The 26,258-nt window shown below is 70.1% G+C and carries 27 protein-coding genes and 1 tRNA gene; 16 read left to right on the top strand and 12 right to left on the bottom strand.

Annotated elements, in window-relative coordinates:
* Entirely contained in the window at window positions 1–327 is a 327-nt protein-coding gene (locus IWX63_RS11305) for a DUF2469 domain-containing protein (RefSeq protein ID WP_043445771.1), read from the top strand.
* Between the two features lie 99 nt (window positions 328–426).
* Here IWX63_RS11305 and IWX63_RS11300 read toward each other — a convergent pair whose 3' ends face one another.
* Window positions 427–756 (bottom strand): hypothetical protein, encoded by a 330-nt coding sequence (locus IWX63_RS11300; protein ID WP_199278257.1) that lies wholly within the window; start codon window positions 754–756, stop codon window positions 427–429.
* A gap of 186 nt (window positions 757–942) precedes the next feature.
* On the opposite strand from IWX63_RS11300, the gene IWX63_RS11295 reads away from it, so the two are divergent.
* The 6 genes from IWX63_RS11295 to IWX63_RS11270 all read left to right on the top strand — a co-directional run bounded on the left by IWX63_RS11295 (window position 943) and on the right by IWX63_RS11270 (window position 6,514).
* Complete coding sequence (locus tag IWX63_RS11295) at window positions 943–1,308, top strand: YraN family protein (RefSeq protein ID WP_199278256.1); 366 nt, start codon at window positions 943–945, stop codon at window positions 1,306–1,308.
* Window positions 1,308–2,843, top strand: a complete 1,536-nt coding sequence (locus IWX63_RS11290) for a YifB family Mg chelatase-like AAA ATPase (protein ID WP_199278255.1) — start codon at window positions 1,308–1,310, stop codon at window positions 2,841–2,843. Before IWX63_RS11295 ends, IWX63_RS11290 begins: the two co-directional genes overlap by 1 nt.
* Window positions 2,840–4,039, top strand: a complete 1,200-nt coding sequence (gene dprA / locus IWX63_RS11285; protein ID WP_199278254.1) for a DNA-processing protein DprA — start codon at window positions 2,840–2,842, stop codon at window positions 4,037–4,039. Before IWX63_RS11290 ends, dprA begins: the two co-directional genes overlap by 4 nt.
* A gap of 86 nt (window positions 4,040–4,125) precedes the next feature.
* The gene (locus IWX63_RS11280) at window positions 4,126–4,749 is read left to right on the top strand and encodes a methylated-DNA--[protein]-cysteine S-methyltransferase (RefSeq protein ID WP_199278253.1); all 624 of its coding nucleotides are present in this window, start codon (window positions 4,126–4,128) and stop codon (window positions 4,747–4,749) included.
* Window positions 4,750–4,856: 107 nt separating this feature from the next.
* The gene (locus IWX63_RS11275; protein ID WP_199278252.1) at window positions 4,857–5,789 is read left to right on the top strand and encodes a tyrosine recombinase XerC; all 933 of its coding nucleotides are present in this window, start codon (window positions 4,857–4,859) and stop codon (window positions 5,787–5,789) included.
* 221 nt (window positions 5,790–6,010) lie between these two features.
* Window positions 6,011–6,514: a DUF3145 domain-containing protein gene (locus tag IWX63_RS11270; RefSeq protein WP_087026634.1), complete on the top strand. Its 504-nt coding sequence runs from the start codon at window positions 6,011–6,013 to the stop codon at window positions 6,512–6,514.
* A 126-nt stretch (window positions 6,515–6,640) separates the two neighbouring features.
* Here the strand turns inward: IWX63_RS11270 and fabF are convergent, their stop codons facing one another.
* The 6 genes from fabF to aceE form a co-directional block, all read right to left on the bottom strand.
* A complete protein-coding gene (gene fabF / locus IWX63_RS11265) occupies window positions 6,641–7,876 on the bottom strand; it encodes a beta-ketoacyl-ACP synthase II (protein WP_199278251.1) in 1,236 nt (411 codons plus the stop codon).
* A gap of 115 nt (window positions 7,877–7,991) precedes the next feature.
* Entirely contained in the window at window positions 7,992–8,237 is a 246-nt protein-coding gene (locus tag IWX63_RS11260; RefSeq protein WP_043445747.1) for an acyl carrier protein, read from the bottom strand.
* 76 nt (window positions 8,238–8,313) lie between these two features.
* On the bottom strand, window positions 8,314–9,360 hold the full coding sequence (locus IWX63_RS11255; protein ID WP_442859127.1) for a beta-ketoacyl-ACP synthase III: 1,047 nt from the start codon (window positions 9,358–9,360) through the stop codon (window positions 8,314–8,316).
* An 11-nt stretch (window positions 9,361–9,371) separates the two neighbouring features.
* A complete protein-coding gene (locus IWX63_RS11250; RefSeq protein ID WP_199278249.1) occupies window positions 9,372–10,337 on the bottom strand; it encodes an ACP S-malonyltransferase in 966 nt (321 codons plus the stop codon).
* Between the two features lie 78 nt (window positions 10,338–10,415).
* Window positions 10,416–11,738 (bottom strand): PucR family transcriptional regulator, encoded by a 1,323-nt coding sequence (locus tag IWX63_RS11245; RefSeq protein WP_199278248.1) that lies wholly within the window; start codon window positions 11,736–11,738, stop codon window positions 10,416–10,418.
* A gap of 118 nt (window positions 11,739–11,856) precedes the next feature.
* Window positions 11,857–14,664, bottom strand: coding sequence for a pyruvate dehydrogenase (acetyl-transferring), homodimeric type (aceE, locus tag IWX63_RS11240; RefSeq protein WP_199278247.1), 2,808 nt, complete (start codon window positions 14,662–14,664; stop codon window positions 11,857–11,859).
* 294 nt (window positions 14,665–14,958) lie between these two features.
* On the opposite strand from aceE, the gene IWX63_RS11235 reads away from it, so the two are divergent.
* The 5 genes from IWX63_RS11235 (at window position 14,959) to IWX63_RS11215 (ending at window position 17,760) form a co-directional block, all read left to right on the top strand.
* Window positions 14,959–15,378 carry a DUF3052 domain-containing protein gene (locus tag IWX63_RS11235; protein ID WP_199278246.1) on the top strand — a complete coding sequence of 140 codons (420 nt, stop codon included), beginning with the start codon at window positions 14,959–14,961 and terminating at the stop codon, window positions 15,376–15,378.
* Window positions 15,379–15,381: 3 nt separating this feature from the next.
* A complete protein-coding gene (locus IWX63_RS11230) occupies window positions 15,382–15,846 on the top strand; it encodes a redoxin domain-containing protein (protein ID WP_199278245.1) in 465 nt (154 codons plus the stop codon).
* A 23-nt stretch (window positions 15,847–15,869) separates the two neighbouring features.
* Window positions 15,870–16,805 carry an NAD-dependent protein deacetylase gene (locus IWX63_RS11225; protein ID WP_199278316.1) on the top strand — a complete coding sequence of 312 codons (936 nt, stop codon included), beginning with the start codon at window positions 15,870–15,872 and terminating at the stop codon, window positions 16,803–16,805.
* Between the two features lie 116 nt (window positions 16,806–16,921).
* Window positions 16,922–17,509 carry a hypothetical protein gene (locus IWX63_RS11220; protein ID WP_199278244.1) on the top strand — a complete coding sequence of 196 codons (588 nt, stop codon included), beginning with the start codon at window positions 16,922–16,924 and terminating at the stop codon, window positions 17,507–17,509.
* 35 nt (window positions 17,510–17,544) lie between these two features.
* A complete protein-coding gene (locus IWX63_RS11215; protein WP_199278243.1) occupies window positions 17,545–17,760 on the top strand; it encodes a hypothetical protein in 216 nt (71 codons plus the stop codon).
* A 274-nt stretch (window positions 17,761–18,034) separates the two neighbouring features.
* Here the strand turns inward: IWX63_RS11215 and IWX63_RS11210 are convergent.
* Window positions 18,035–18,107, bottom strand: a tRNA-Val gene (locus IWX63_RS11210).
* A gap of 100 nt (window positions 18,108–18,207) precedes the next feature.
* Window positions 18,208–19,443 (bottom strand): 23S rRNA (adenine(2503)-C(2))-methyltransferase RlmN, encoded by a 1,236-nt coding sequence (gene rlmN / locus IWX63_RS11205; protein WP_199278242.1) that lies wholly within the window; start codon window positions 19,441–19,443, stop codon window positions 18,208–18,210.
* 220 nt (window positions 19,444–19,663) lie between these two features.
* On the opposite strand from rlmN, the gene gndA reads away from it, so the two are divergent.
* A complete protein-coding gene (gene gndA / locus IWX63_RS11200; protein ID WP_199278315.1) occupies window positions 19,664–21,100 on the top strand; it encodes an NADP-dependent phosphogluconate dehydrogenase in 1,437 nt (478 codons plus the stop codon).
* A gap of 98 nt (window positions 21,101–21,198) precedes the next feature.
* On the opposite strand, the gene epsC is transcribed toward gndA, so the two are convergent.
* The 3 genes from epsC to msrA form a co-directional block, all read right to left on the bottom strand.
* Window positions 21,199–21,786 (bottom strand): serine O-acetyltransferase EpsC, encoded by a 588-nt coding sequence (gene epsC / locus IWX63_RS11195; RefSeq protein ID WP_199278241.1) that lies wholly within the window; start codon window positions 21,784–21,786, stop codon window positions 21,199–21,201.
* A 46-nt stretch (window positions 21,787–21,832) separates the two neighbouring features.
* Complete coding sequence (cysK, locus tag IWX63_RS11190) at window positions 21,833–22,768, bottom strand: cysteine synthase A (protein WP_199278240.1); 936 nt, start codon at window positions 22,766–22,768, stop codon at window positions 21,833–21,835.
* Window positions 22,769–22,881: 113 nt separating this feature from the next.
* Entirely contained in the window at window positions 22,882–23,406 is a 525-nt protein-coding gene (msrA, locus tag IWX63_RS11185) for a peptide-methionine (S)-S-oxide reductase MsrA (protein WP_199278239.1), read from the bottom strand.
* Window positions 23,407–23,511: 105 nt separating this feature from the next.
* On the opposite strand from msrA, the gene IWX63_RS11180 reads away from it, so the two are divergent.
* The 3 genes from IWX63_RS11180 to IWX63_RS11170 all read left to right on the top strand — a co-directional run bounded on the left by IWX63_RS11180 (window position 23,512) and on the right by IWX63_RS11170 (window position 26,236).
* A complete protein-coding gene (locus IWX63_RS11180) occupies window positions 23,512–24,420 on the top strand; it encodes a Nif3-like dinuclear metal center hexameric protein (protein ID WP_199278238.1) in 909 nt (302 codons plus the stop codon).
* Window positions 24,421–24,506: 86 nt separating this feature from the next.
* Window positions 24,507–25,256, top strand: coding sequence for a zinc ribbon domain-containing protein (locus IWX63_RS11175; RefSeq protein ID WP_199278237.1), 750 nt, complete (start codon window positions 24,507–24,509; stop codon window positions 25,254–25,256).
* Window positions 25,253–26,236, top strand: coding sequence for a reverse transcriptase-like protein (locus IWX63_RS11170; protein WP_334685808.1), 984 nt, complete (start codon window positions 25,253–25,255; stop codon window positions 26,234–26,236). The genes IWX63_RS11175 and IWX63_RS11170 overlap by 4 nt, the downstream gene beginning before the upstream one ends.
* Window positions 26,237–26,258: the final 22 nt, after the last annotated feature.

The following is a 26,258-nucleotide window of genomic DNA, read 5'->3' as shown; positions in this document are numbered from 1 at the left end:
ATGAGTGCCGAGGATCTTGAGAACTACGAAACAGACATGGAGCTCCAGCTCTACCGCGAGTACCGGGACGTCGTGGGACTGTTCAGCTATGTCGTGGAGACGGAACGCCGGTTCTACCTGGCCAACCACGTGGACCTCCAGGCGCGCTCTGCCGACGGCGAGGTCTACTTCGACCTGACGCTGCAGGACGCGTGGGTGTGGGACGTGTACCGCTCGGCCCGCTTCGTGAAGAACGTCCGCGTCATCACGTTCAAGGACGTCAACGTGGAGGAGCTCGCCAAGTCGGACGACATCGCGTTGCCCAAGGACGGCACCCTGGGCAACTGACGCCCTCCGGGCGCCCACGGCGGGGGGTCCTGGCTACCTCCAGGCCCGAGGTCCTACCGCCACGGCGAGCGGGGCCTGCCGAACCGCGGTAGACAGGTGCTACCCCGTCAGGACGCCGGGTCCCACCACGTCAGGACCCGGTGTCGTCCCCGCTCCCGTGCGGGAAGGCGTCCTCGGCATCGAGCGGCACGTCCGCGGCCTGCTCCAGGCGATCGGCTTCCGAGCCGCCTGTCCCTTCGCCAGCGATGCCCACACCACCGCCGGGGGCACCGACGTCGAGGGGGTGTCCTGTTCCTGCCGGTCGGCCTCCGAGCCTCCCGTCCCCTCACCGGCCGCAGCCATGCTCGCCGCCCCGGCCCCGGCCGAGGCCCGCTGCCCCTGGAGATCCGCTTCGGTCCCACCGGGAATGACATCACTCTGCTCTGACACGGTGTCCTCCATCCGTCGACTGCGCGGCGGCCGGCCGGCTGCCGCTGCACCTCCACGCTAGGACGACGCCGGTCCGTCCACCAGTGCCGTGTCCGGCGTGTGGACCGGGGCGGCGTCGTCTGGTTGTCCACATAGCCGCCCGACGCCCCGTGGGGGCCACCCGCCGCGACGAGGCTGGGGGCGGAGGTGATAGCCATGTTGGCGAAGGATCAATTGGGGCGTCGCGGGGAAGCGACAGCCGCCGTCTTCCTGGAGCGGGCCGGTCTGACGATCGTGGATCGGAACTGGCGGTGCCCGGCGGGGGAGATCGACCTCGTGGCGGTGGACGGGTCCACCCTCGTGGTCGTCGAGGTCAAGACGCGCAGCTCGGACGATTTCGGGCAACCCCTCGAGGCCATCACGGCCGCCAAGCTCCAGAGGCTGTATCTGCTCGCCTCGCAGTGGGCCCGCGCGCACAACCGGCGGTTCAGCGGTTTCCGGATCGACGCCGTCGGCGTGCTCGACGACGGCACGGGAACACCGCGCATCGAACACGTGCGGGCCGTGATCTGATGGCGCTCGGACGTACCTACGCCGTGTCCCTCGTGGGCATGAACGGGCATGTGGTGGAGGTCGAGGCGGACATCGGGCAGACCCTGCCCGCGTTCGTGCTGCTCGGCCTCCCGGACGCGGCGCTCAACGAGGCCAAGGACCGGATCAGGGCCGCGGCCCGCAACGCCGGCGTGCCGCTCAGCCGTCGGAAGATCACGGTGAACCTGATCCCCGCGTCCCTGCCGAAGCGGGGGTCGTCCTTCGACCTCGCGATCGTCATGTCGGCGCTGGCCGCGGCGGGCGATGTCCGCGGCGTTGGGTCCACGGTCTTCATCGCCGAGCTGGGGCTGGACGGGCAGCTCCGGCCGGTCCGCGGTGTGCTGCCCGCGGTGATGGCTGCCGTGGAGGCCGGGCACCATCGCATCATCGTCGCGGAGGAGAACGCGCCGGAGGCAGCCCTCGTCCCGGCCGCCGAGGTCGGGTCCTACCGCACGCTCGCCGAGGTGGTGCTGGCCTTCGGTGCGGACGCCGCGCAGGTCACGCTGCCCGAGCCCGTCGTCCGCAGCGAACCGGTCGTCCACACGGCACGGCCCCTGCCGGCCCGGGATCTCTCCGACATCGCGGGCCAGCACGAGGCGAGGTTCGCGCTCGAGATCGCCGCCGCGGGCGCCCACCATCTCCTCATGGTCGGACCGCCGGGCGCTGGCAAGACGATGCTCGCGGAGCGGCTGCCGGGCATCCTCCCGGATCTCGAGGACGACCACGCGATGGAGGTGTCGGCGATCCACAGCCTCTCCGGCGAACGGTTCTGCACCGAGCTGGTGCGGAAGCCGCCCTTCGAGAGCCCGCACCACACGGCGACGCCCGCATCGATCATCGGGGGTGGCACCGGCATCCCGAGACCGGGCGCTGCCTCCCGGGCGCATCGGGGCATCCTGTTCCTCGATGAGGCGCCCGAGTACGAGAGACGCGTGCTCGAGGCGCTGCGCGAGCCGCTCGAGAGCGGCAGGCTGGTCCTGCACCGGGCCTCCGGCACGGCGTCCTACCCTGCCCGGTTCCAGCTCGTCCTGGCCCTGAACCCCTGCCCCTGCGGTCTCGCGAACGGGAAGGGGATCGACTGCATGTGTACCGCGCAGCAGCGCCGGAGGTACTTCAACCGCCTCTCTGGGCCGCTCCTGGACCGCGTCGACCTGCAACTGGCCGTCCAGCGTGTGAGTCTGGTCGACTACGTGGACGTCCGGTCGGCCGAGACCTCCGCGGCCGTGGCGGGCAGGGTCGCCGAGGCGCGGGCAGCCCAGCGGGAACGCCTCCACCGCTGGGACTACGCCACCAACGCGGAGGTCCAGGGGAGGATCCTCCGCGGTGAGCTCGCGCTTCCCCGGGCGGTCACGGCCTCACTCGATCGCGCGCTCGACCGGAATCTCGTCAGCGCTCGCGGCTGGGACAGGGTCCTGCGCGTCGCGTGGACCATTGCGGACCTGGCCGGGCGCTCCCGCCCTGAGGCGGACGACGTCGTCACCGCTCTCGGCTTCCGGCTGCAGGAGCGTGCCGCGTGAGTCGGGAGCAGCAGGACCTCCGTCTGGCCAGGGCCGCGCTGTCCCGCCTGTTCGAACCATCGGATGCCGTCGGCCTGGCCCTGGTGTCGGTAGTAGGACCCCGGGATGCCCTGCGCATCGCCCGTCGGGAGGTCATGGCGGGCCCCGATGTGCACGGCCACCTGAGCGAAACACTCGACATCCCGGACGGCGGCCGCCGTCCGCTCGAGGACGGGCTGGCGCGGTGGACTCCACGGCTCCGCGACCTGGCACCCGAGAGGGACCTGGCGACGCTGGAACGGCTCGGCGGGCGCCTCGTCATCCCGGAGTCCGACGACTGGCCGGCGGGGCTGGATGACCTGCAGCGAACGGCACCCCTGTGCCTTTGGGTCCGGGGGCGGCACGAGATCCCGCCGTCCGCGCGTCTCGCCGCACTGGTCGGGTCGCGGGACAGCACCGCCTACGGGTCCTCCGTCACCATCGACCTGGCCTCGGGCCTCGCCCTGCGCGGCTACACCGTGGTGTCCGGCGGCGCCTACGGCATCGACGCGCAGGCGCACCGGGCCGCGCTCGCCACGACCGGGGGAGGGGACCACGCCTCCACCGTCGCCATCCTGGCCTGCGGAATCGACCGGTACTACCCGGCCGGGAACGAGGACCTGCTGCGCGCGATCGCCGACCAGGGCGTGCTCATCTCGGAGGTGCCGCCCGGCAGCTCCCCGACGCGCTGGCGGTTCCTCCAGCGCAACCGGCTGATCGCCGCCCTCAGCGCGGTGACGGTCGTGGTCGAGGCGCGGTGGCGCTCCGGGGCGCTCAACACGGCACACCATGCCGCCGGGCTCGGCCGTCCGGTCGGAGCCGTACCGGGCTCCGTGCAATCGGTGAACTCCGCGGGGTGCCACCGGCTGCTGAGGGACGGGACGGCGGTATGCGTCACGGACGCCGACGACGTCGTCGAGCTCGCGGGGCCGCTCGGGGCAGAGTCGCTCGGCGACCAGGCACGGGCCGACGCCGCTCCCGTCCGGGACCACGACGGCCTCACCATCCCGGACCTGCTGCTGCTGGACGGCCTCCCGGTCCGTGCTCCGACCACGGTGGACAAGCTGTCCATCGTCGCGGGCCTTTCCACGCGGGAGGTCATCAGCGGACTCGCGCGCCTCGAGCTGGCGGGACTCGCGGTGAGGGCCGGCGGCGGGTGGTGCCGCCGGAGAGCCTGACCGGCCCACCTCCATCGAACCTCCGAGTCCACCACCGCGGCTCCACCTGAGCCCGCCCGCCCTACCCGCCACCCAGGAGGACACACATGACCAGCGACCATCCCGACGACCCGGAGACGGACCGGTGGCATCACGAGATCCCATCACCCGTGGGACCCCTGCTTGTCGTCGCCGGTGCGGATGCGATCATCGGCCTGTATCACGCGGGGCATTCCCCGGCGCCGGACCGGGCGCGTCTCGGGCACCGCAGCACGGAGAACCACCTCCACGAGCGGGGTTTCCCGACGGCGGCGGAGGCCCGAGCCGCGGCCCCTCCCGCCCGGACCGTCGACCTCCTCCGCCAGGCGGGCCGGGAGCTCGGTGAGTACTTCGCTGGAACGCGCCGCACGTTCGACACTCCGGTCGAGCTCCACGGCACGGCCTTCCAGCACCGGGTGTGGGCCGAGGTGGGGGCGATCCCCTACGGGGAGACCCGCAGCTACCGCGATATCGCCACGCAGCTCGGCAACCCCCGGATGGGCCGCGCGGTCGGTGCGGCAGTGCGCGACAATCCCGTGTCGATCATGGTGCCGGGCCACCGGGTGGTCGGCAGCACCGGAGCCGTGGTCGGGTATGCCGCGGGGACGGCGACCAAGACCGCGCTGCTGGACCTCGAACGGGAGCACCGAGCAGATCCCGGTCCGCGTCTCGCGCAGGACCTCCAGCGGTGAGCCCGCCCGGTTGCCGCCCTGTTGCCGCTCGGTGCCCGCGGGCGCCTCGCCGGGTCGGAGAGCATGCCGGACGGAGTGTGCCGTGGATACTGGGAGCGGAGGAACTCATGGCAGACAGCAGTGCGGGATTGGCGAGCGAGCTCCGCGCCGGCCTCGACGGTTTCGGCGACTACCTGACGCGGGAGCGCAACCGTTCGGAGCACACGGTGCGCGCGTACCTGAAGGACGTGGAACTCTTCCTGCTGCATGCAGGGGAGTCGGGCGTCACCGCGCTCACGCAGCTGGAACTGCGGCATTTCCGCGCGTGGCTCGGAGCGCTCGACGCCGCCGGGCTGTCCCGGTCGACGATCGCCCGGCGGGCCGCATCGGTCCGCACCTTCATGGACTGGGCGGTTCGGGAGGATCTGATCCCCGCCAACCCGGCCCTCCGACTCCGTGCCCCCAAAAGGACGAGTACCCTGCCCGCCGTCCTCAGCCAGCCGCAGGCCGCCGCGATGTTCACGACCGTCGCCGAGCGGACCGAACAGGGCGACCCGCAGGAGCTGCAACTGCGCGCGATGCTCGAACTGCTGTACGCGACGGGAGTCCGCGTCGGCGAGCTGGTGGGTCTCGACATCGACGACCTCGACACGGAGCGCCGAACGCTCGTGGTGCTCGGCAAGGGCGCGAAGGAGCGCACCGTCCCCTACGGCGTCCCGGCAGCGCACGCCGTCGACGACTGGCTACGACGCGGCCGGCCACGGTGGGTGTCGGAGAAGAGCGGCCCCGCGCTCTTCCTGGGCCGGCGCGGAGGGCGGATCGACCAGCGCGCGGTGCGAGCGCAGGTCAGCGCGACCCTCGACGCGCTGGGCGACACCGCCGCGAGCGGGCCGCACGCGCTGCGCCACAGCGCCGCGACCCATCTGCTCGATGGCGGCGCCGACCTCCGGGCGGTCCAGGAGATCCTCGGGCACTCCAGCCTCGCCACCACCCAGCTGTACACGCACGTGTCGGTCGACCGGCTCCGCCGCAGCTACGAGCAGGCACATCCGAGGGCGTGAGGAACCGCTGTCGGCTAGCCATTCCGGGCCTGGCCGTCCAAGGGATGGGCAGCGGGCTGTCGAAGTGGCGAAATTCACGCGTCTCGTGCAGAATGAGCAGGAGTCAGGCGGATCCCGCGTGGTAACGCGGGTGGTCTCGTGAAGCTCTGCCAGGTTAATCGCACTGTCATCATCCGTTGCAGGTCGTTGGGGAAGACGTACCTACAGCTATGGAGGATGGAATGTCTGTTGTGATGGCGCGCGGTGTCTTGTACGTGCACTCAGCCCCTACTGCGTTGTGCCCCCATGTCGAATGGGCGATCGGCTCCGTGCTGGACAAGCGCATCGACATGGAGTGGACGGCGCAGCCCGCCGCGCCCGGAATGCTGCGCGCCGAACTCTCCTGGGTCGGCCCGCAGGGGTCCGGCGCGCAGCTCGCGTCCGCGCTCCGCGGATGGGCACACCTTCGCTACGAGGTCACCGAGGAACAGAGCGCCGGCGCCGACGGCGGCCGATGGTCCCACACGCCCGAGCTCGGGATCTTCCACGCCACGACGGACGTCCACGGCAACATCATGGTGACGGAGGACCGCATCCGCTACGCCTATGAGGCAGGAGCGGGCGATCCCGCTGCCGTCTACCACGAACTGTCCCTCGCACTCGGGGAGTCGTGGGACGAGGAACTGGAGCCCTTCCGCCACGCCGCCGAGGGCGCGCCCGTGCGCTGGCTGCACCAGGTGGGTTGACCGCACGTCCCGTCGGCGGCAGACCTTCGCCCCGGCTGCGGCCGCAGGGCTCCGATGTCACACCGCATCGACCGCAAGGGGAAAGGCGCCACCCCACGGGGGTGGCGCCTTTCCCCTTGCGGAGGGTCAGACGTTCCGGAGGACGATGACGGCGTTGTGGCCGCCGAACCCGAAGGAGTTGCTCAGGGCGACGATGTCGCCCGAGGGCAGGTCGCGCGGGGAGGTGACGACGTCGAGGGGGATCTCGGGATCCTGGTTGTCGAGGTTGATCGTCACCGGGGCCTTGCGCTCGTGGATGGCGAGGACCGTCATCACGGCTTCCACGGCACCGGACGCCCCGAGGAGGTGACCGGTCTGCGACTTCGTCGCCGATACCGCGACCTCGTGCACATGGTTGCCCAGGGCGGCCTTCAGGGCGATGTACTCGGGCTTGTCGCCGACCGGCGTCGAGGTGGCATGCGCGTTGATGTGGACCACATCCTCCGCCTGGGCGCGGGCGTCGAAGAGGGCCGCCTTCAGGGCACGGGTCGCACCCAGGCCCTCGGGGTCGGGGGCTGTGATGTGGTAGGCGTCCGCGGTGACGGAGGTGCCTGCGAGCTCGGCGTAGATGCGGGCGCCGCGCGCCAAGGCGTGCTCCTCGGCCTCGATGACGAGCGCTCCGGCGCCCTCGCCCATGACGAAGCCGTTACGGGCCGTGTCGTAGGGACGTGAGGCCAGCTCCGGCTCGTCGTTCCGCCGTGACAGCGCCTGCATGGCGGCGAATGCCGCGATCGGCATCGGATGGATGGCGGCTTCGGCGCCGCCGCACATGACGACGTCGGCCTTGCCGGAACGGATCAGGTCGAGGCCCAGGTGCAGTGCCTCGGTGCCTGAGGCGCAGGCGGACACCGGGGTGTGGGCGCCGGCGCGGGCGCCTAGGTCGAGGCTGACGGCTGCGGCCGGGCCGTTGGGCATGAGCATCGGCACGGTCATGGGCAGGACCCGCCGGGGACCCTTCTCGCGCAGCGTGTCCCAGGCGTCGAGCAGCGTCCACACGCCGCCGATGCCGGTCGCGAACGCGACGGCCAGGCGATCCTTGTCGACCTCCTCGATCCCCGAGTCCCGCCACGCCTCGCGGGAGGCGACGACGGCGAACTGCGTGGACGGGTCCATCCGCTTGGCCTCGACCCGGGACAGGACCTCCGAGGCGGGGGTCGTGATCTGGGCGGCGAAGGTGACCGGCAGCTCGTACTTCTGCACCCAGTCGGCTTCGATGGTCCGTGCGCCCGAGACTCCCTTGAGGGAGTTGGCCCACATGGTCGGGACATCCCCGCCGATGGGGGTGGTTGCACCGAGTCCGGTGATGACGACTTTGCGTGGCATGGTCACTCTTTCGAAGCTGGGAGGTGCGCCGGCTCGACCGGGGCGGGGGGATTACGAGTACGGCCGCTCACGGCGGGGACGCCGGGAGCGGCCGCAGCGCTCGGAACCGCAGGAACTAGGCCTGTGCGCCCGAGATGAAGTTGACGGCGTCGCCGACGGTCTTCAGGTTCTTGACTTCCTCGTCGGGGATGCGCACGCCGAACTTCTCCTCGGCGTTGACGACGATGGTCATCATCGAGATGGAGTCGATGTCCAGGTCGTCCGTGAAGGACTTGTCCATCTCGACGGACTCCGGGGCGAGGCCCGTCTCCTCGTTGACGATCTCGGCGAGGCCGGTCAGGATTTCTTCGTTGCTAGCCATGGTGGCTCCTTTTCTGTTCTTGCCGGTGCACCGGCGGGGATGGTCAAACCGCACTCTCGCGGTCTGGGCTTGAAAACTAGGGGAGAACGATGACCTGGGCGCCGAACACGAGGCCTGCACCGAAACCGATCTGCAGGGCCAGCGTGCCGCGGAGCGACGGCTGTTCCTTCAGGGTGCGGTGCATGGCGAGCGGGATCGAGGCGGCGGAGGTGTTGCCGGCGTCCACGATGTCCCGAGCCACGTAGACGTGCTCGGGCAGCTTCAGCTGCTTCACCATCTCATCGATGATACGGATGTTGGCCTGGTGGGGGAGGAACACCGCGAGGTCGTCGGCGGTCACGCCGGCCGCGTCCAGGGCCTGCTGCGCGACCTTGGCCATCTCCCAGACCGCCCAGCGGAACACCGTGGGACCGTCCTGGCGCATCGTGGGCCAGAGGCTCTCGCGGCCGGCGTCGACGTCGGCCGCGCGCTCCGTGTCGGTGGCGACGGCGCCGATGGCGTAGTCGCGCACGTCGATGAGGGACCGGTGCATGCGGATGGCCTCGTGCTTGCTGCCGTCCGATCCCCACACGGACGGGCCGATGCCCGCCGAGTCGCTGGGGCCGATCACCACGGCGCCGGCGCCGTCGCCGAGGAGGAACGAGATGGTGCGGTCGGAGTTGTCGATGAAGTCGGAGAGCTTCTCGACGCCCACCACAAGGACGTACTCAGCGGTCCCGGCGTGCACCAGCGCGTCACCCTGCGCGATGCCGTAGCAGTAGCCGGCGCAGGCTGCGGAGATGTCGAAGGCGGGTGCGGGCGTCGCTCCCAGCCGGTCGGTCAGCTGAGCGGCCGCCGACGGCGTGGCGTAGGGGTGGGTCACCGTCGAGACGAGGACGGCCCCGAGCTGCGACGCGTCGATGCCCGCCGCCTCCAGCGCCTCGCGGGAGGCGGCCTCCGCCATGTCGATGACGCTGACATCCCGGGGCGCGCGGTGCCTGGTGACGATGCCGGTCCGCTGCCGGATCCACTCGTCGGAGGAGTCGATCCACTGGCACACGTCGTCGTTGGTGACGATGACCTCCGGCCGGTACGCGCCGACGCCGAGGATGCGGGTGTGTTCGCGGAGGGGGGCTTGCTTCATTGCGGCGATGCTCACTGAGGTCCTTCGGAGGTAAGGGACGGATCCGGATCCGAGGTCCGCGAATGCTCCGTGATGAAGCTGCGGGCGGCGTCCAGGTCCTCCGGCGACTTTACTGCGAGTGCCGCCGTACCGCGCATTCCACGCTTGGCCAGACCGGTCAGCGTGCCTGCGGGTGACAGTTCGATCATCCCGGTGACACCCATCGCCTGCATGGACTGCATGCAGAGGTCCCAGCGCACCGGGCGGGAGACCTGCGCGATGAGGCTGTCCAGGTTGCCCTCGCCGGCGGCGACGGGCCTTCCGTCATAGTTGGACACGAGGGTGGCGAGCGGGTCCGTCGGCGAGAGGCTGGGGCGCAGCGCTTCGAGGGCCGTCACGGCTGGGGCCATGTGACTGGTGTGGAAGGCCCCGGCGACCTTCAGGGGGATGACGCGCGCCTTGGCGGGAGGAGCGTCGGCGAGGGCAGCCAGCTGTTCGAGGGTACCCGCGGCGACGACCTGCCCTCCTCCGTTGGCGTTCGCGGCGGTGAGCCCGAGGTCCGCGAGCACGGCGGCTACCTCGTCGGGGTCGCCGCCCAGGACGGCGCTCATGCCGGTGGGCAGTGCGGCGGCGGCTTCGGCCATGGCGTTGGCCCGGACCCGGACGAAGGCGACGGCGTCGTCCTCGGTGAGTGCCCCCGCGACGGCCGAGGCGGTCAGTTCACCCACGGAGTGCCCCGCGACGACGGTGGCCGCGGTGAGCGGGTGGTCCTGGAGGATCAGGCGCGCGGTGACGAGGCCCGCCGCGACGATCAGCGGCTGGGCGACGGCGGTGTCCTTGATGGTCTCCTCGTCGGAGACGGTGCCGTGGCGGACCAGGTCCGTGCCGGCGCGGTCGCTGAGCCGTTCCAGGTGGTCCCGGACTCCCGGGAGCTCGAGCCAGGGGCTCAGGAAGCCCGGAGTCTGTGAGCCCTGTCCGGGGCAGGCAATTGCAAGCACTCTTCCAGCTTTCCAAATCGGTGGAGCATTATCGGGTGTTCGCCTGAACCAAGCTCACTGTGCAGCGTTGTAGGAAGTCTACAAGGACACCGCACGCGCGGCAGCCGCTGTCGCGCCCTGGTCGGCGGGTGCGGCGCGTGCTGCGCGCCCCGTCCCGGCTGCCGGTCCGCCGAGCACGGCGGCCGTCGGCGGTGGCGCGAGGCGGCCGACGACCAGCGCCGTCTGGAGGACGTAGGCCTCGCGGGGGACGAGCGGGTCCCAGCCGGTGACATCGCAGACGCGGCGGAGCCGGTACCGGACGGTGTTCGCGTGCACGAAGAGGGACCGGGCGGTGGCTTCCAGCGAGTGCCCGAGGCTGAGGTAGGCGGACAGGGTCTGCTCGAGCCCGTTCGAGGCAGCCAGGAGCGGGCGGTAGATCGTCCTGATGAGGGAGCGCCGCGCGGTGTCGTCGCCCGACATGACGCGCTCGGGCCACAGGTCCTCGGAGGAGACCGGCCGGGGCGCTCCGGGCCACGCCCTCGCGGCCGTCAGTCCCGCGAAGGCCGCCTGGGCCGAACTGCTCGCGGCGACCAGCGACTCCGCCTCGGGTCCCAGGACCACGGCGCCGTCGCCGAAGAGCTCGCTGATCCTCGGGTAGGCCTTGGCTGGATCCCGGACCCCGCCCAGGACCAGGATGAGCCGCTCGCCCTGGATGCCGACGAGGACGTCCTCGGCCAGGCGCCCTGTGACGCGACGGAGTTCGTTGAGGAAGCCGGCGTTGGGCTCCTGTGGGGCGCTGCCGACCATCACGGTGATGCGGGCCTGGGACTTCCAGCCGACAGCGGCGATCCGGGAACGGAGCGCGTCCGAGCTCTCGCCGCGCAGGATGGCGTCCACCACGAGTGCTTCGAGCCGCGTGTCCCAGGATCCGCGGGTCTCTGCGGCCCGGGCGTAGACGTCGGCCGCGGCGAAGGCAACCTCGCGCGAGTAGCGGAGCACGGCTTCACGCAGGGGCCCCTGGTCGGCGGCCGGCGCGAGGAACGGGACGTGGTCCTCGACGACCTGCACCACCACCCGGATGAGCTGCAGGGCCTTCTGAAGGCTGATGGAGCGGGTGAGCTCCGTGGGTGCCGTGCCGAAGACGTCGCTGAGGACCCAGGCCGGCGAGACGGGCTTCTGGTACCAGTTGACGAAGGACGCGATGCCCTTCTGCGCCACCATGCCGAGCGCCGAGCGCTCGTCCGGCCGCAGTCCGCGGTACCACGGCAGGTCGGCGTCGAGCTGCCGGAGCGTCGCCGTGGACAGCGACCCGATGGTGGCGCGGAGCTTCTCGACGGTCGCCGGATCCGGGGGAGCGGTGCCCGCGTTCGTCGCCCCTCCCGTGGTCGGGACGCTGGCGGGAACGTCGTCAGGCTGCGGCATCCTCCGAGCATACGGTCTCCGACCCGCCACCTTCCATTTGTGTGAAGGCTACAAAAAGGGCGACGGCGGGAACAGTTCGTGACTGCTCCCGCCGCCGCCCTCCAGCGGAACTCGGGGCCTAGGCCTCGCCGCCCGTGGTGCCGGTGGTCCCGGCGTTCACGTCGAGCAGGCGGTACTTCTCGATCGCTTCCTTCGGCGCGTTCGCGTCGACCTCGCCGCGGCGGGCGAGCATCTCCAGCGCCCGGACGACGACGGAGTGGCTGTCGATCTTGAAGAACCGGCGTGCCGCCGCGCGGGTGTCGGAGAAGCCGAAGCCGTCGGCTCCGAGGGTCGCGAACTCGTTCGGCAGGAACTGGCGGATCTGGTCGGGGACGGCCTTCATGAAGTCGGACACCGCGACGATCGGACCTGTCGCGCCCTCGAGCTGCTGCGTCACGAACGGCGTGCGTGCTTCGGCGCCCGGGTTGAGGAAGGCCTCCTCCTCGGCGTCGAGGCCGTCGCGGCGCAGTTCGTTCCAGGAGGTCACGGACCAGACGTCGGCCGAGACACCCCACTCGTCGGCGAGGATCTTCTGCGCCTCGAGGGCCCACGGGACGGCGACGCCGGACGCGAGGAGCTGCGTCCTCGGCCCGTCGACCTTCGCGGGCTTCAGCAGGTAGATGCCCTTGAGCAGGCCCGCGACGTCCAGTTCCTCCGGCTCGGCGGGCTGCTGGAACGGTTCGTTGTAGACGGTCACGTAGTACATGACGTTGCGGAAGGATTCCGGCTTGTCGCCGATGTCCCCGTACATCCGGTTGAGCCCGTCACGCATGATGTGCCCGATTTCGTAGCCGAACGCCGGGTCGTAGGTGATGACGGCGGGGTTGGTCGACGCGAGGATCGGCGAGTGCCCATCGGCGTGCTGCAGGCCCTCACCGGTCAGCGTGGTGCGTCCGGCGGTCGCCCCGATGATGAATCCGCGCGCCATCTGGTCCGCGGCCGCCCAGATGGAGTCGCCGGTGCGCTGGAAGCCGAACATGGAGTAGAAGACGTAGATCGGGATCAGCGGCTCACCCTGGGTGGCGTAGGCGCTGCCGGCTGCCGTGAAGGCGGCCATGGATCCCGCCTCGTTGATGCCCGCGTGCAGGATCTGGCCCTGGACGGACTCCTTGTAGGCGAGGACGAGGTCGCGGTCCACGGACAGGTAGTTCTGGCCCTTGGGGTTGTAGATCTTGGCCGTCGGGAAGAACGAGTCCATGCCGAAGGTGCGTGCCTCGTCGGGGATGATCGGCGTGATGCGCTTGCCGAACTCCTTGTCGCGCATGAGGTCCTTCAGGATGCGCACGAACGCCATGGTGGTGGCGGCCATCTGCTTCCCGGACCCCTTCTTGGCCGTCTCGTATGCCTTGTCGCCGGGCAGCACGACGTCGGCGTGCTTGGTCCGGCGCTCCGGGACGAAACCGCCGAGCTCAGCCCGGCGCTCGAGCATGTACTTGATCTCGGGTGCATCGGCGCCCGGGTGGTAGTACGGCGCGTTGTAGAGGTCATCGTCGATCTGCTCGTCGGTGACGGGGATCCGCAGGTGGTCGCGGAACGCCTTCAGGTCGGCGTTGGTCAGCTTCTTCATCTGGTGGGTCGCGTTGCGTCCCTCGAAGTGCGGGCCCAGTCCGTATCCCTTGACCGTCTTCGCGAGGACGACCGTCGGCTTTCCCTTGAACTCGGTGGCGGCCTTGTATGCCGCGTACACCTTGCGGTAGTCGTGGCCGCCGCGCTTGAGGTTCCAGATCTCGGCGTCGGTGAGGTCCTCGACCATGGCCTTCGTCTCGGGCGACTTGCCGAAGAAGTGGTCGCGGACGAAGCCGCCGGACTCGGCCTTGTAGGTCTGGTAGTCGCCGTCGGGCGTCTGGTTCATGATGTCCACCAGCGCACCGCCGTGGTCCTTGGCGAGCAGCGAGTCCCACTCGCGCCCCCAGACCACCTTGATGACGTTCCAGCCCGCACCGCGGAAGAAGGCTTCGAGCTCCTGCATGATCTTGCCGTTACCGCGCACCGGCCCGTCGAGGCGCTGGAGGTTGCAGTTGATGACGAAGTTGAGGTTGTCCAGGTTCTCGTTCGCTGCGAGCTGGAGCAGGCCGCGCGACTCGGGCTCGTCCATCTCGCCGTCGCCGAGGAAGGCCCAGACCTGCTGCTCGGAGGTGTCCTTGAGGCCGCGGTTGTGCAGGTAGCGGTTCGACTGCGCCTGGTAGATGGCGTTCATGGGGCCGATGCCCATCGACACGGTCGGGAATTCCCAGAAGTGCGGCATCAGGCGGGGGTGAGGGTAGGAGGAGAGGGCGTGGCCCTCCTTCGACTTCTCCTGGCGGAATCCGTCGAGGTCCTCCTCGGTGATGCGTCCCTCGAGGTAGGCGCGGGCGTACATGCCGGGGGAGGCGTGGCCCTGGAAGAAGATCTGGTCGCCGCCGCCCGGGTGGTCCTTGCCCTTGAAGAAGTGGTTGAAGCCGACCTCGTACAGGGTCGCCGCTCCGGCGTAGGTCGAGATGTGTCCGCCGACGCCGATCTCGGGGCGCTGGGCGCGATGCACCATCACCGCCGCGTTCCAGCGCAGCCACGCGCGGTACTTGCGCTCGATCTCCTCGTCGCCCGGGAACTCCGCTTCCTGGTCCGCCGGGATGGTGTTGACGTAGTCGGTCGTCGTGACCATCGGAACGCCCACGGACTGGGCGCCGGCACGCTGGAGGAGCGAACGCATGATGTACTGCGCGCGCTCGGTGCCCTGGGTGCTGATCAGCTCGTCGAGGGACTGGATCCACTCGGCAGTCTCCTCGGGATCCCCGTCGGGCTTGCCAGCGGTCAGACCGCTCAGAATATCCGCCGTACCTTGTTCTGCAGCCACGCGATATCTCTCCACTTCCACAGATTCTGTCTGTGTCGCTTTATGCCTGCGCATGGCTCGTGGGCCCGCGCAGAGGTGTATGCCCGGCGAAAGCACCCAGGCCATATGGTTCTTCACTCTATCGCCGCCATGCGCCCGATGCGTAGCGGGAGCGGGGACGCCGGGCAGATTACGCCGAGGGCGTGTGGCGGGGGCGTCACCGCGGTCGATTCGGGCGTGCCGGGCGACGGCGCGCCTGAAATCCGCCCGCTGGCTTGATGCTTGGCGCATAAAGGTGTTGGCTGGTAGGCATGTGCATCTATAGCAGGATCCGTCGGGCGACAGTCCCGTCTTTCCAGGAGGAGACAAGTGAGCGAGGCTGAAGCCGCCACTGCGGTCAACGTGGCAGGCAAGTTGGGTTTCAAGCAGGGGGACCTCGTCCAGGAACTCGGTTACGACGACGACGTCGACTTCGATTTCCGTGAAAACCTCGAGGACGGCGTAGGGTCCGAACTGCTCACCGAGGACGACCAGGATGTCGTCGACGGTGTCGTGCTCTGGTGGCGGAACGGCGACGGCGACCTGGTGGACGCCCTCGTGGACGCCCTGACCTCGCTGGGCGGCAATGGAGTCGTCTGGCTCCTCACGCCGAAGTCGGGCCGTCCCGGATATGTACCGCCCGCGGACATCCAGGAAGCCGCCCCGACGGCCGGACTGCATTCGACGTCCTCGGCTGGCGTGTCCAAGGAATGGGCCGCCACGCGGCTCGTCAACCGCCGGAAGCAGTAGGCCGTGCCCCTCGACGTCGGAGCGGCGGCACCCGGGTTCGCACTGGCGAACCAGTTCGGCGAGACCGTGACCCGGTCATCCCTGGTCGGCGGCTCCGTCGTCGTCTTCTTCCCCTTCGCGTTCTCCCGTGTCTGCACGGACGAACTCGGGCAGCTCCGGGACAACCTGGAGCTGTTCGACGCCGCGGGCGTCACGCTCGTGGCGGTCTCCGTGGACCACAAGTACACGCTGCGGGCGTTCGCCGACGCGAACGACATCTCCTTCGACCTCCTCGCCGACTTCTGGCCGCACGGGTCGGTCACGCGCGCCTACAGGGCGTTCGACGAGGAGAACGGCTACGCCGAGCGCATCAGCTACGTGCTCGACGGTGCCGGCGTGGTGCGCGCCGTCGTGTCGTCCGCCCACGGGCAGGGCCGGCCGATCGCCGACTACGCCCGCGCGCTGAGTTCGGTCGAAGCGGCCCTGTGACCGCTCCGGGCGGCGGCATGCGGATGCGTGACGACCTGCCCGGACCGGAGTCGAACCCGGGGCTCGGCCTGACCGGGTTCGTGCGCGAGCCCCCGGCGTCCGACCTCACCGCGCTGCAGCAGGCGGAACGCGTCCTCCTCGACGAGGCCGTCGCCCTGCTCGGCGGGCTGCGCCTGGCCATCCTGACCGGTGCGGGGCTCAGTACCGACTCCGGCATCCCGGACTACCGCGGTCCGCGGTCGGTGCCCCGCAACCCGATGACGTACCAGCAGTTCGTCGGCGACGAGGCCCTCCGGCGCCGCTACTGGGCGCGGAACCACCTGGGCTGGCGGCACCTGCGCCGGGCCGACCCCAATGCCGGTCACGCCGCCGTCGCGCGACTGGAGCAGCGGGGCCTGCTGTCCGGCCTCATCACGCAGAACGTCGACAGGCTGCACTCGGCGGCCGGGAGCATCAACGTCATCGACCTGCACGGGACGTTCGACCGCGTGGTGTGCCTGCAGTGCGCGTCGTCCTTCCCCCGGTCCCGGATCGCGGAGATCCTGGAGGGCCTCAACCCGGGCTACCTCGAGCGGCAGTCCGATGCCGGGGACATCGCGCCGGATGCCGATGCCGACGTGGACGACACCGGCGATTTCCTCATGGCACCGTGCCCGGTCTGCGGCGGCATGCTCAAGCCCGACTTCGTCTACTTCGGCGAGAACGTACCCAAGGGCCGGGTCGCCGACGCGTACGCCATGGTCGACGACGCGGCCGCCCTGCTGGTCGCCGGGTCGTCACTGACCGTGATGAGCGGACTGCGCTTCGTCCGCCACGCGGCGAAGGCGGGCAAGCCCGTGGTCATCATCAACCGCGGGTGGACTCGCGGGGACGATTTCGCGTCGCTCAAGATCGAGGCGGGTGTCTCCGAGGCATTGACCTACCTGGCCGGACGGCTCCCGGACCTGACGCAGCCCTAGGGACTGCACGGTCTGCCGCAGGTAGTCAACGTCCCGTACGAGTAGTCACCTCGGTGTCGGTGTCGGACGCTCCGCCGTAGCGTCAATCCAACAGGTCTCTCAAGCAGGGTGGAACAATGCAGCACACAACACGATCTCTTCTGGTAGCTTTCGGATCCGCGGCGGCCCTGGTCGCAGCACCCCTGGTGCTCGACGTCCAGGGAAGGACGGCGGCGGACGAAGCCGTGGCAGTCCCCGGCGCCGCGACCGCCGGACCAGCGTCCGCTCCGGACCTCCCTCCGATCGCCGATGGTCCCGCCGGCGTGAGTGGGTCCACCGGGGCCCCGGCCGGCTCGGGGGCGATGACGGCGCCGGTTCCGCTTCCCACTGATGCCGGGCGGCCCGGCGACCTGCCGCAGGGGTTCCTGTCCGCGACGCCCTCTCCCCGGTGTCCGGTCACCGAGGAGGGCGCCTGGTGGACGGATCCCGCCGATCCCTCGACCTGCCTCCGCCCCGGGTCCGTCCCGTTCTTCGAGCCCGCACCTCCCGGCATCCCGCCCGAACTCCTGGAACCGATCTTCGAGGAGCCCCCCACGCTGCCCGGTACGGGCGAGGACTGCCGGGTCACCGGCACGAGGGAGTGCGTCGTCGACATCATGGGCCAGGGTTACGTCGTCACCTTCGCCGACGGCAAGCCGGTCGGCGTGGTGGAGGCGCAGCGGTAGGAGGACACCCGGCGTCTGCGGCTAGAGTGGACGGCGTGCTGGGACGATGGCGGTGGAACCGGAGGACGGCGATCCTCGTGGCGGGTATGAGCATGCTGGCGCTCTGCATCGCTGCCCGCAGGCTGGGCCTGGGCATCGACGACGACGGCGGCGCGCCGGCCCTGTGGCTGTCCCTGCTCTTCGTGACCGGGGCATCGCTGGTGGTGATCGTTTTGGCGCAGAGGCTCGCCGCTGTTCTCAGGAAGCGCTGACCGCTCCACCGCCCGGGGTGCGGCGGGTGCCCGGGACTACCTGTCTGTTCATCAATCAGGTCGAGTAGCGGCCCCCCGGGTAGCGCACGGGCAGAGCCATTACTGTCGAGTCATGAGCTACACAGAGCACCGTTGCCAGTGTTGCGGGGACATCTGCGAAACCCTCTTCTGCGAGGACTGCCAGGCCCATGAACGCATAGCCGCCCACTGACCGCCCGTGGGCCCCGGACACAGAAGGAGCCCCGCATCAGCGGGGCTCCTTCTGTGTTCTCGGTGGGTCCTACCGGGATCGAACCGATGACATCCACGGTGTAAACGTGGCGCTCTACCAGCTGAGCTAAAGACCCTGATCCCGTGACACCGGACCGTCGGCCGGAACCGGCCGGGGCTGCATCACGAGGGTCGACTATACCGGCTCGTCGATCGCCGGCGCCAATCGTGGCAGGACTACTCCTCGGCGGCGAGCTGGCCGCACGCGCCGTCGATCTCCTTGCCGCGGGTGTCGCGGAGCGTCGTCGGGATGCCGGCATCGCGGAGCCGGTTGATGAACTCGGTCGAGACGCTCTTCTCGGAGGCCGTCCAGATGGATCCCGGCGTGGGGTTGAGCGGGATCGGATTGACGTGCACCCAGCCGCGCCCGCGCTGGTTCAGCTTCTTCGCCAGCAGGTCCGCGCGCCAGGGGTGGTCGTTCATGTCCTTGATGAGTGCGTACTCGATGCTGACGCGTCGTCCGGTGACCCGGTAGTAGTTGTAGGCGGCGTCGAGCGCCTCGTCGACCTTCCAGCGCGTGTTGACCGGGATCAGCTCGTCGCGGAGCTCGTCATCGGGCGCGTGGAGGGACAGCGCGAACGTGACCGGCAGCGATTCGGCGGCGAGCTTGTTGATCGCCGGCACGAGGCCCACCGTCGACACGGTGATGTTTCGTGCGGACATGCCGAGGCCCTCGGGGGAGTCGTCCACGAAACGGTGCAGCGCGGCCATGACGCGCTTGTAGTTGGCCAGCGGCTCACCCATGCCCATGAAGACGATGTTGGTGACGCGGTCGGCGTCGTGCCCGCCATCGGTCCGCAGGTCTCCGAGGGCGCCCTCGGCGAGGGCGCGGTTCGCGGCGACCACCTGATCGACGATCTCCGCCGTCGACATGTTGCGCGTCAGCCCCGCCTGTCCGGTCGCGCAGAACGGGCAGTTCATGCCGCAGCCGGCCTGGGAGGACACGCAGAGCGTCACGCGACCCGGGTAGCGCATCAGCACGGACTCGACGAGGGCGCCGTCGAAGAGGCGCCAGAGGAACTTGATGGTGTCGCCGTTGTCCGTGGTCAGGCGCTTCACCTCGGTCAGCAGCGGCGGGAACATGGCCGCCACCAGTTCCTCCCGCCCGGCCTTCGGCAGATCGCTCATCGCCGCGGGGTCGGTGGAGTAGTGCGAGAAGTAGTGCGTGGACAGCTGCTTGGCGCGGAACCCCTGGTGTCCCAGCTCCTTCAGGCGTTCCTGCCGCTCGGCCACGGTCAGGTCCGCCAGGTGCACCGGCGGCTGGCTGACCCGCGGGGACTTGAACTGCAGCAGCGGCCTGCCGTCACTGGACACGATCGGCTCGGAACCCTCCACCTCGGGGCGCACCTGGGGGCGCGAGGAAGCAGGGGCAGGGGCTGTGGGGGTAACGGTAATGTCGGACATCCTTATCATTCTTTCACGGATGGCGCCAGCGTCCCAGTCGGGCCAGCCCTGATGGCGACTCGGGAGGCCTCGACCGGCCGACACATGACGGCGCGGGCCCACGCGGGTGTGGCGGCGCGTGGCGCGACGGTAATAGTGTGAAAGGGACCGGAGGAGCTGGGCGGGAACGCGCCCGAAGCACCGGCACATGCACCACGTTGCATGCAGTTGACGAATGACGGAGAACACATTGAGCGCACAGATCGGCGTCACAGGCCTGGCAGTCATGGGAGCCAACCTCGCCCGCAACCTGGCCCGCAACGGCTACACCGTGGCCCTGCACAACAGATCCATCGAGAAGACGGACGCCCTGCTGGAGAAGCACGGCGGTGACGGCGAGTTCGTCCGCACCGAGACCATGCAGGAACTCGTGGACTCGCTGGAGAAGCCCCGCCGGGTGCTCATCATGGTGAAGGCCGGCAAGCCGGTGGATTCCGTGATCGACCAGCTGGTGCCTCTGCTGGAGCCGGGGGACATCGTGATCGACGGCGGAAACTCCCACTACGAGGACACCCGCCGCCGTGAAGCCGCCCTGTCCGCCCACGACCTGCACTTCGTCGGCGTCGGCGTGTCCGGCGGGGAGGAAGGTGCCCTCCTCGGGCCGTCCATCATGCCCGGCGGATCCCGCGAGGCCTACGACTCGCTCGGCCCGATGCTGGAGAAGATCTCCGCCAAGTACAACGGCGAGCCCTGCTGCCGCTGGATCGGCACGGACGGCGCCGGCCACTTCGTGAAGATGGTGCACAACGGCATCGAGTACGCGGACATGCAGGTCATCGGGGAGGCCTTCGACCTCCTGCGCTCCGGCGCCGGCATCGAGCCGGCCGACCAGGCGAAGATCTTCACCGACTGGAACTCGGGCACGCTGTCCTCCTTCCTCATCGAGATCACCGCCGAGGTGCTCGGCCACACGGACGCGCGCACTGGCAAGCCGTTCGTCGACGTCGTCGTCGATGCCGCCGGGCAGAAGGGGACCGGCCGGTGGACCGTCGTCTCCGCGCTGGAACTGGGCAGCCCGACGTCGGGCATCGCCGAGTCCGTCTTCGCCCGCGCCCTGTCCTCCCAGAAGGAGCAGCGCGTGCTGGCGCAGGACATCCTGCAGGGCCACGAGGGCACCGTGGACCTGCCCGACACCTTCGTGGAGGACGTCCGGCTCGCGCTGTACGCCTCGAAGCTCGTCAGCTACGCGCAGGGCATCGACATGCTCACGGCCGCGGCGAAGGAGTACGGCTGGGACCTGAAGCTCGACGAGATCGCGTCCCTGTGGCGGGCCGGCTGCATCATCCGGGCCGAGCTGCTCGACGACATCATGAAGGCGTACGCGGGCAGTGACCGCCCGGCCAACCTCCTGCTGGCCCCCGCGTTCGCCGAGGCGATCGCGGGAGCCGTGCCGGCCTGGCGCCGCGTGGTGTCCACGGCCGTCCAGCTGGGCATCCCCGTGCCGGTCTTCTCGGCGTCGCTGGCGTACTACGACGGCCTGCGCCGCAAGCGCCTGCCGGCCGCCCTGACGCAGGGCCTGCGCGACCTGTTCGGCGCGCACACCTACAACCGGGTCGACGGCGAGGGCACCTTCCACACCATGTGGGGCGAGGACAAGTCCGAGATCGAGGCCGTCGACACGCACTGACGGCCCTGACGGCATGAACGAGGGAAGCCCCGGACCGCGGTCCGGGGCTTCCCTCGTCCGGCTCGCATGCTCGATCGCATGCTGGATCCGTCGGTGCGTCAGATGTAGATCGCCGGGTCCACGTACTCCGCCGGGTCGACGGCCGGTTGGGTCTCGCGGCGCGAATCGCGGTGGCGGAACGTCGCCGGGATCCCGGTGATGATCGAGTCAGGGGGCGTGTCCTTGACCACGACGGCGTTAGCGCCGACCGCGCTGCCCGCACCGATCGTGATGGGCCCGAGCACCTTCGCACCCGCGCCGATCGTGACGCGGTCCCCGATGGTGGGATGGCGCTTGACCCTCTCGAGCGAGCGTCCGCCCAGGGTGACGCCCTGGTACAGCATGACGTCGTCGCCGATCTCGGCGGTGCTGCCGATCACGATGCCCATCCCGTGGTCGATGAAGAACCGCCGACCGATGGTGGCCGCAGGGTGGATCTCGACGCCGGTGAGGGCACGCGCCAGCTGGGCGAGGGCCCGGGCGGGGAAGCGCAGCCTCTCGTCCCGCCACATGCGGTGGGTCAGGCGGTGGACCCAGATGGCGTGCAGCCCCGAGTACACCACGGTGGTCTCGACCGGACCACGCGCCGCCGGATCGTGGGTGCGCGCGGTCTCGAGGTCCTCGCGCAGTCGTTCTAGAAAGCTCACCGGTTACCTTTTCGTGGAGTGGTTGGGGACGGACGTCGCGTCGGGATCAGCCGCGGATGTCGTCGAAGAGGATCGTGGAGATGTAGCGCTCGCCGAAGTCGCACACGATGGCCACGATGAGCTTACCGGCGTTCTCCGGGCGCTTCGCGAGCTCGAGCGCGGCCCAGACGATGGCTCCCGACGAGATCCCGCCGAGGATGCCCTCCTTGGTCCCGAGCTCGCGGGCCACCCGCACCGAGTCCTCCACCGTCGCGTCCATCACTTCGTCGTAGATCTCGCGGTCGAGGTTCTCCGGGACGAAGTTGGCGCCGAGGCCCTGGATCTTGTGCGGGCCCGGCGCACCACCGCTGAGGAGGGGCGAGTCGGCGGGCTCGACGACGACGATCTGCACGCCGGGCTTGCGCTCCTTGAGCACCTGGCCGACGCCGGTGATCGTCCCGCCGGTGCCGACACCTGCCACGAAGATGTCCACCTCGCCGTCGGTGTCCTCCCAGATCTCCTCCGCGGTGGTGGTGCGGTGGATCTCCGGGTTCGCCGCATTCGCGAACTGCTGGGCCCAGATGGCGTTCTCCGTCGTCGCGACGATCTCCTTGGCACGGTCCACGGCGCCCCGCATGCCCTCGGAACCGGGGGTGAGGACGATCTCGGCGCCGTAGGCCCGGAGCATGACGCGTCGCTCGGTGGACATGGTCTCCGGCATCGTCAGCACCACCTTGTAGCCGCGGGCAGCACCCACCATCGCGAGCGCGATCCCCGTGTTGCCGGAGGTCCCCTCCACGATCGTTCCGCCGGGGCGCAGGGCGCCCGCCTTCTCGGCGGCGTCGATGATAGCGACGCCGATGCGGTCCTTGACGCTGTTGGCGGGGTTGTAGAACTCGAGCTTGACGGCGACCTGCGCCTCGAGTCCCTCGGTCAGTCGGTTGAGGCGGACGAGGGGCGTGCGCCCGACCAGTTGGGTGACGTCGTCGTAGATCTTTGCCATGGGGAGCCTGCCTTGTCGGAGGTGGGGTGGATACGGGGGATCGTCGGGGTGGGGCGGCGTGGGCCTGCCCCGTGAGCGACGGCGGTCAGCCTAACGGCCGGGCACCGGCGCTCCTATGCGGCCAGCCACTGGGAGTAATACTTCCGTGCCTTCGCGAGCTTCGGATTGATGATGACCTGGCAGTAGCCCTGCTCGGGGTGCTTCGCGTAGAAGTTCTGGTGCCAGTCCTCGGCGACGTGGAAATGGGGGAGCCGGCTGACCTCGGTGACGATCGGGTTCTTCCAGTTCTCCTGGTTGCGGCTGATCGCGTCCTCGAAGAGCTCCTTCTGCGCGGTGTCCTGGTGGTACATGACGCTGCGGTACTGGGTGCCGACGTCGTAGCCCTGCCGGTTCAGCGTGGTGGGGTCGTGGGACACGAAGAACATGTCCAGGATGACGTCCTCGGGGACGACGTCCTCGTCGAAGGTCACCGCCACCACTTCGGCGTGTCCGGTGATCCCCGAGCAGACGCTGTCATAGTCCGGGTGCCTCGTATGGCCGCCGGTGTACCCGGAGACGACCTCGGTCACGCCACGGGTCTTCTGGTAGACGGCATCGAGGCACCAGAAGCAGCCCCCTCCAAGCACAAAAGTCTTCATGACAGTGTCAATGCGCGCCACGTGCCGATGATTCCCGCGCCCGTTCCGCCGTCGGTGGACGGCGCGGACTTGGCGGGCCCGCCGGTGGCGGGTATTACTGGTGTCATGGACCAGAACGAGCGCGACGCAGGCGTCGCTCCGACCGGCGTCGACGCGCCCGATCCGCCCGGCACGCAGGCACCGACCGTCGGCGACGTGCTCCTCGCCATCGAGGAGCTGTGGCCCGAGAGCCTCGCGGAGGACTGGGACGAGGTGGGGCTGGTGGCCGGCCGGTCGGGGAGGCGGGCGGACAGGATCCTCTTCACCGTGGACCCCACCGCGGCCGTCCTCGACGAGGCACTCGACTGGGGTGCGACGATGATCGTGTCCCACCACCCGCTGCTCCTCAAGCCCGTCTCCTCCGTCGCCGCGTCGGGTTTCAAGGGCGAAGCCGTCCATCGGCTGATCGAGGCCGGCTGCGCGATGGTCACGGTCCACACCAACGGGGACAGCGCGGTCGGGGGAGTGTCGGACGTGCTGGCGGACGCCCTCGGGCTGCAGGACGTCCAGCCGCTCACCCCGGCGGCGGACGGGCTGCCCGAGGAGGGCATCGGACGGGTCGGGAACCTCGAAGCGCCGGTGACGCTCGGCGCCTTCGCGGAAGTGGTCTTCTCGATCCTCCCGGCCGTGGCGGGCGGCGTGCGCGTCGCCGGCGACAAGGACGCCCCGGTGCGGAGGGTCGCCGTCTGCGGCGGCGCGGGCGATTCCCTGTTCGACCGCGTGCGGTCGAGCCGGGCGGACGTCTATGTCACCGCGGACCTGCGGCACCACCCCGCGTCGGAGGTCAGGGAGGCAGCCGCCGGTGCCACGCCTTACCTGATCGACGTCTCGCACTTCGGCAGCGAGTGGCTGTGGCTGACGCCCGCCGCCGAGGCCCTCGCCAACGTCCTGTCCGATCAGGGCTTCACCGCCGACATCCGGGTGAGCGGCGTCAACACCGACCCCTGGGACTTCGTCCTCACGCCCGGTCACTGACGACCCGCCCGGGCGCCGTGGCCTAGGCTGGGACGACGCCCACGCCCGCTCGTCGTGCCCCATCCGTCCCATCCTGGAGGTTTACCGTGGCCAAGGCTGCACCCGAGGAACAACTCCGCCTGCTCGACCTGCAGGCGCTCGACTCGACCCTCAACAAGCTCACCCGCCAGGCCGCCGCCGCGCGCAGCAATCCCGAGATCGGGATCGTCGCGGGCCGGGTGGCGGAAGTGGACGCCGAACTCGTCCGGGCGACGACCGAGCTCGGGGACCTGCAGCGCGAGCTCACCCGCGCTGAGGACGAGGTCCAGTCCGTCGTCAATCGCCTCGAACGCGATGAGAAGCGGCTCAACAGCGGAACCGGGACCTCGAAGGACCTGACGGCGCTGCAGCACGAGGTCGCGACCCTCACGAAGCGGCGGTCGGACCTAGAGGACGTCGAACTCGACGTCATGGAGAGGGTGGACACGGCGCGTGCCGCGCAGGCCGAGGTGCAGGGGCGGACGAACGGTGTCCGCGCGGAGCTGAAGGGCCTCGAGGAAGCCCGGGACGCGGAGCTCGCCGACATCGATGCGCAGCGCGCTCGCGTGCAGGCCCAGCGGGACGAACTCGCCGCCACCTTCGACGCGGGGCTCCTGGCCGTCTACGACCGGATCCTCGCTCGGCGCGGCGTCGGCGCAGCACGGCTCTTCCACGGCAAGTCCGAGGGGTCGGGCATGCAGCTGAGCCCCGGCGACCTCGCCGACATCTCCGCGGCCGCTCCCGACGACGTCGTCCTCTGCCCCGACTCGGGCTGCATCCTCGTCCGCTCCAGCGACTGGGGAAACCAGCAGCCGTGACGGACCAGCAACTGTTCGACCCCTACGCCCAGGACCAGGACGAGGATCACGACCGTGCGCAGGAGGACCTGCCCGCGCGTCTGGTCGTCGAGGCCGACGGCGGGTCGCGGGGCAACCCGGGGCACGCCGGGTACGGCGCGCTCGTGCGCGACCCCGACACCGGCCGCATCCTCGTGGAGAAGGCCGCCTACATCGGCAAGGCCTCCAACAACGTCGCCGAGTACTCGGGTCTCGTGTCCGGGCTGGAGCTCGCCCGTGAGATCAACCCGAGGGCTGCCGTCCACGTGAAGATGGACTCCAAACTCGTCGTCGAGCAGATGTCCGGGCGGTGGCAGATCAAGCACGCCGACATGCGCGTCCTCGCGGCCGCGGCGCGGAAGGTCCTCGATCCGCGGCGCGTCACGTACGAGTGGATCCCGCGCGAGCGGAACAAGGACGCCGACCGGCTCTCCAACGAGGCGATGGACGCCGGGATGGCGGGCGTCGACTGGAAGCCCCGTGCCGCTGCGGCAACCGCGACCGCGTCGTCGGGTGCGGCCTCGAGCGCAGCCCCGACCGCGCGCGAGGCCCCCGCGCAGGAGGCGCCCCGCCGCGCCGGCCGGCTGCACCACGTCGAGGTGTGGACCCGGGATCTCACCGCGGCGGACGCCAGCCTGGGTTGGCTCCTCGAGCGGCTGGGGTTCCCCCGCAGGGAGTCGTGGAAGAACGGCGTGAGCTTCGGTTCGGAGGAGTTCTACGTGGTCCTGGAGAGCGGACCGGATGTTGCAGCGGCCGACCACGACCGCCGTCGTCCGGGTGTGAACCACCTCGCGTTCCGCGCGGGCTCCCGCGCCGACGTCGACCTCCTGGCCCGGCGGGCGGCCAGCCACGGCTGGTCGGTGCTGTTCGCCGACCGGCACCCGTTCGCGGGCGGCCCTGACCACTACGCCGCGTACCTCGAGAACGCCGAGGGGTTCGAGGTGGAGCTCGTCGCCGACTGACCGCCGGCCCCGCTCACGCGCG

Origin of the sequence: Arthrobacter sp. CAN_A2, from assembly GCF_015752045.1 — a bacterium.
GTDB lineage: Bacteria > Actinomycetota > Actinomycetes > Actinomycetales > Micrococcaceae > Arthrobacter_D.
This window is presented reverse-complemented; position numbering and strand designations above follow the sequence as displayed.

Coding starts and splice junctions, on each gene's coding strand:
- IWX63_RS11305 (WP_043445771.1), top strand. CDS start 1: ATGAGTGCCGAGGATCTTGAGAACTACGAAACAGACATGGAGCTCCAG.
- IWX63_RS11290 (WP_199278255.1), top strand. CDS start 1,308: ATGGCGCTCGGACGTACCTACGCCGTGTCCCTCGTGGGCATGAACGGG.
- IWX63_RS11280 (WP_199278253.1), top strand. CDS start 4,126: ATGACCAGCGACCATCCCGACGACCCGGAGACGGACCGGTGGCATCAC.
- IWX63_RS11275 (WP_199278252.1), top strand. CDS start 4,857: ATGGCAGACAGCAGTGCGGGATTGGCGAGCGAGCTCCGCGCCGGCCTC.
- IWX63_RS11270 (WP_087026634.1), top strand. CDS start 6,011: ATGTCTGTTGTGATGGCGCGCGGTGTCTTGTACGTGCACTCAGCCCCT.
- fabF (WP_199278251.1), bottom strand. CDS start 7,876: ATGCCACGCAAAGTCGTCATCACCGGACTCGGTGCAACCACCCCCATC.
- IWX63_RS11260 (WP_043445747.1), bottom strand. CDS start 8,237: ATGGCTAGCAACGAAGAAATCCTGACCGGCCTCGCCGAGATCGTCAAC.
- IWX63_RS11255 (WP_442859127.1), bottom strand. CDS start 9,360: ATGAAGCAAGCCCCCCTCCGCGAACACACCCGCATCCTCGGCGTCGGC.
- IWX63_RS11245 (WP_199278248.1), bottom strand. CDS start 11,738: ATGCCGCAGCCTGACGACGTTCCCGCCAGCGTCCCGACCACGGGAGGG.
- aceE (WP_199278247.1), bottom strand. CDS start 14,664: ATGCGCAGGCATAAAGCGACACAGACAGAATCTGTGGAAGTGGAGAGA.
- IWX63_RS11225 (WP_199278316.1), top strand. CDS start 15,870: ATGCGTGACGACCTGCCCGGACCGGAGTCGAACCCGGGGCTCGGCCTG.
- IWX63_RS11220 (WP_199278244.1), top strand. CDS start 16,922: ATGCAGCACACAACACGATCTCTTCTGGTAGCTTTCGGATCCGCGGCG.
- rlmN (WP_199278242.1), bottom strand. CDS start 19,443: ATGATAAGGATGTCCGACATTACCGTTACCCCCACAGCCCCTGCCCCT.
- cysK (WP_199278240.1), bottom strand. CDS start 22,768: ATGGCAAAGATCTACGACGACGTCACCCAACTGGTCGGGCGCACGCCC.
- msrA (WP_199278239.1), bottom strand. CDS start 23,406: ATGAAGACTTTTGTGCTTGGAGGGGGCTGCTTCTGGTGCCTCGATGCC.
- IWX63_RS11180 (WP_199278238.1), top strand. CDS start 23,512: ATGGACCAGAACGAGCGCGACGCAGGCGTCGCTCCGACCGGCGTCGAC.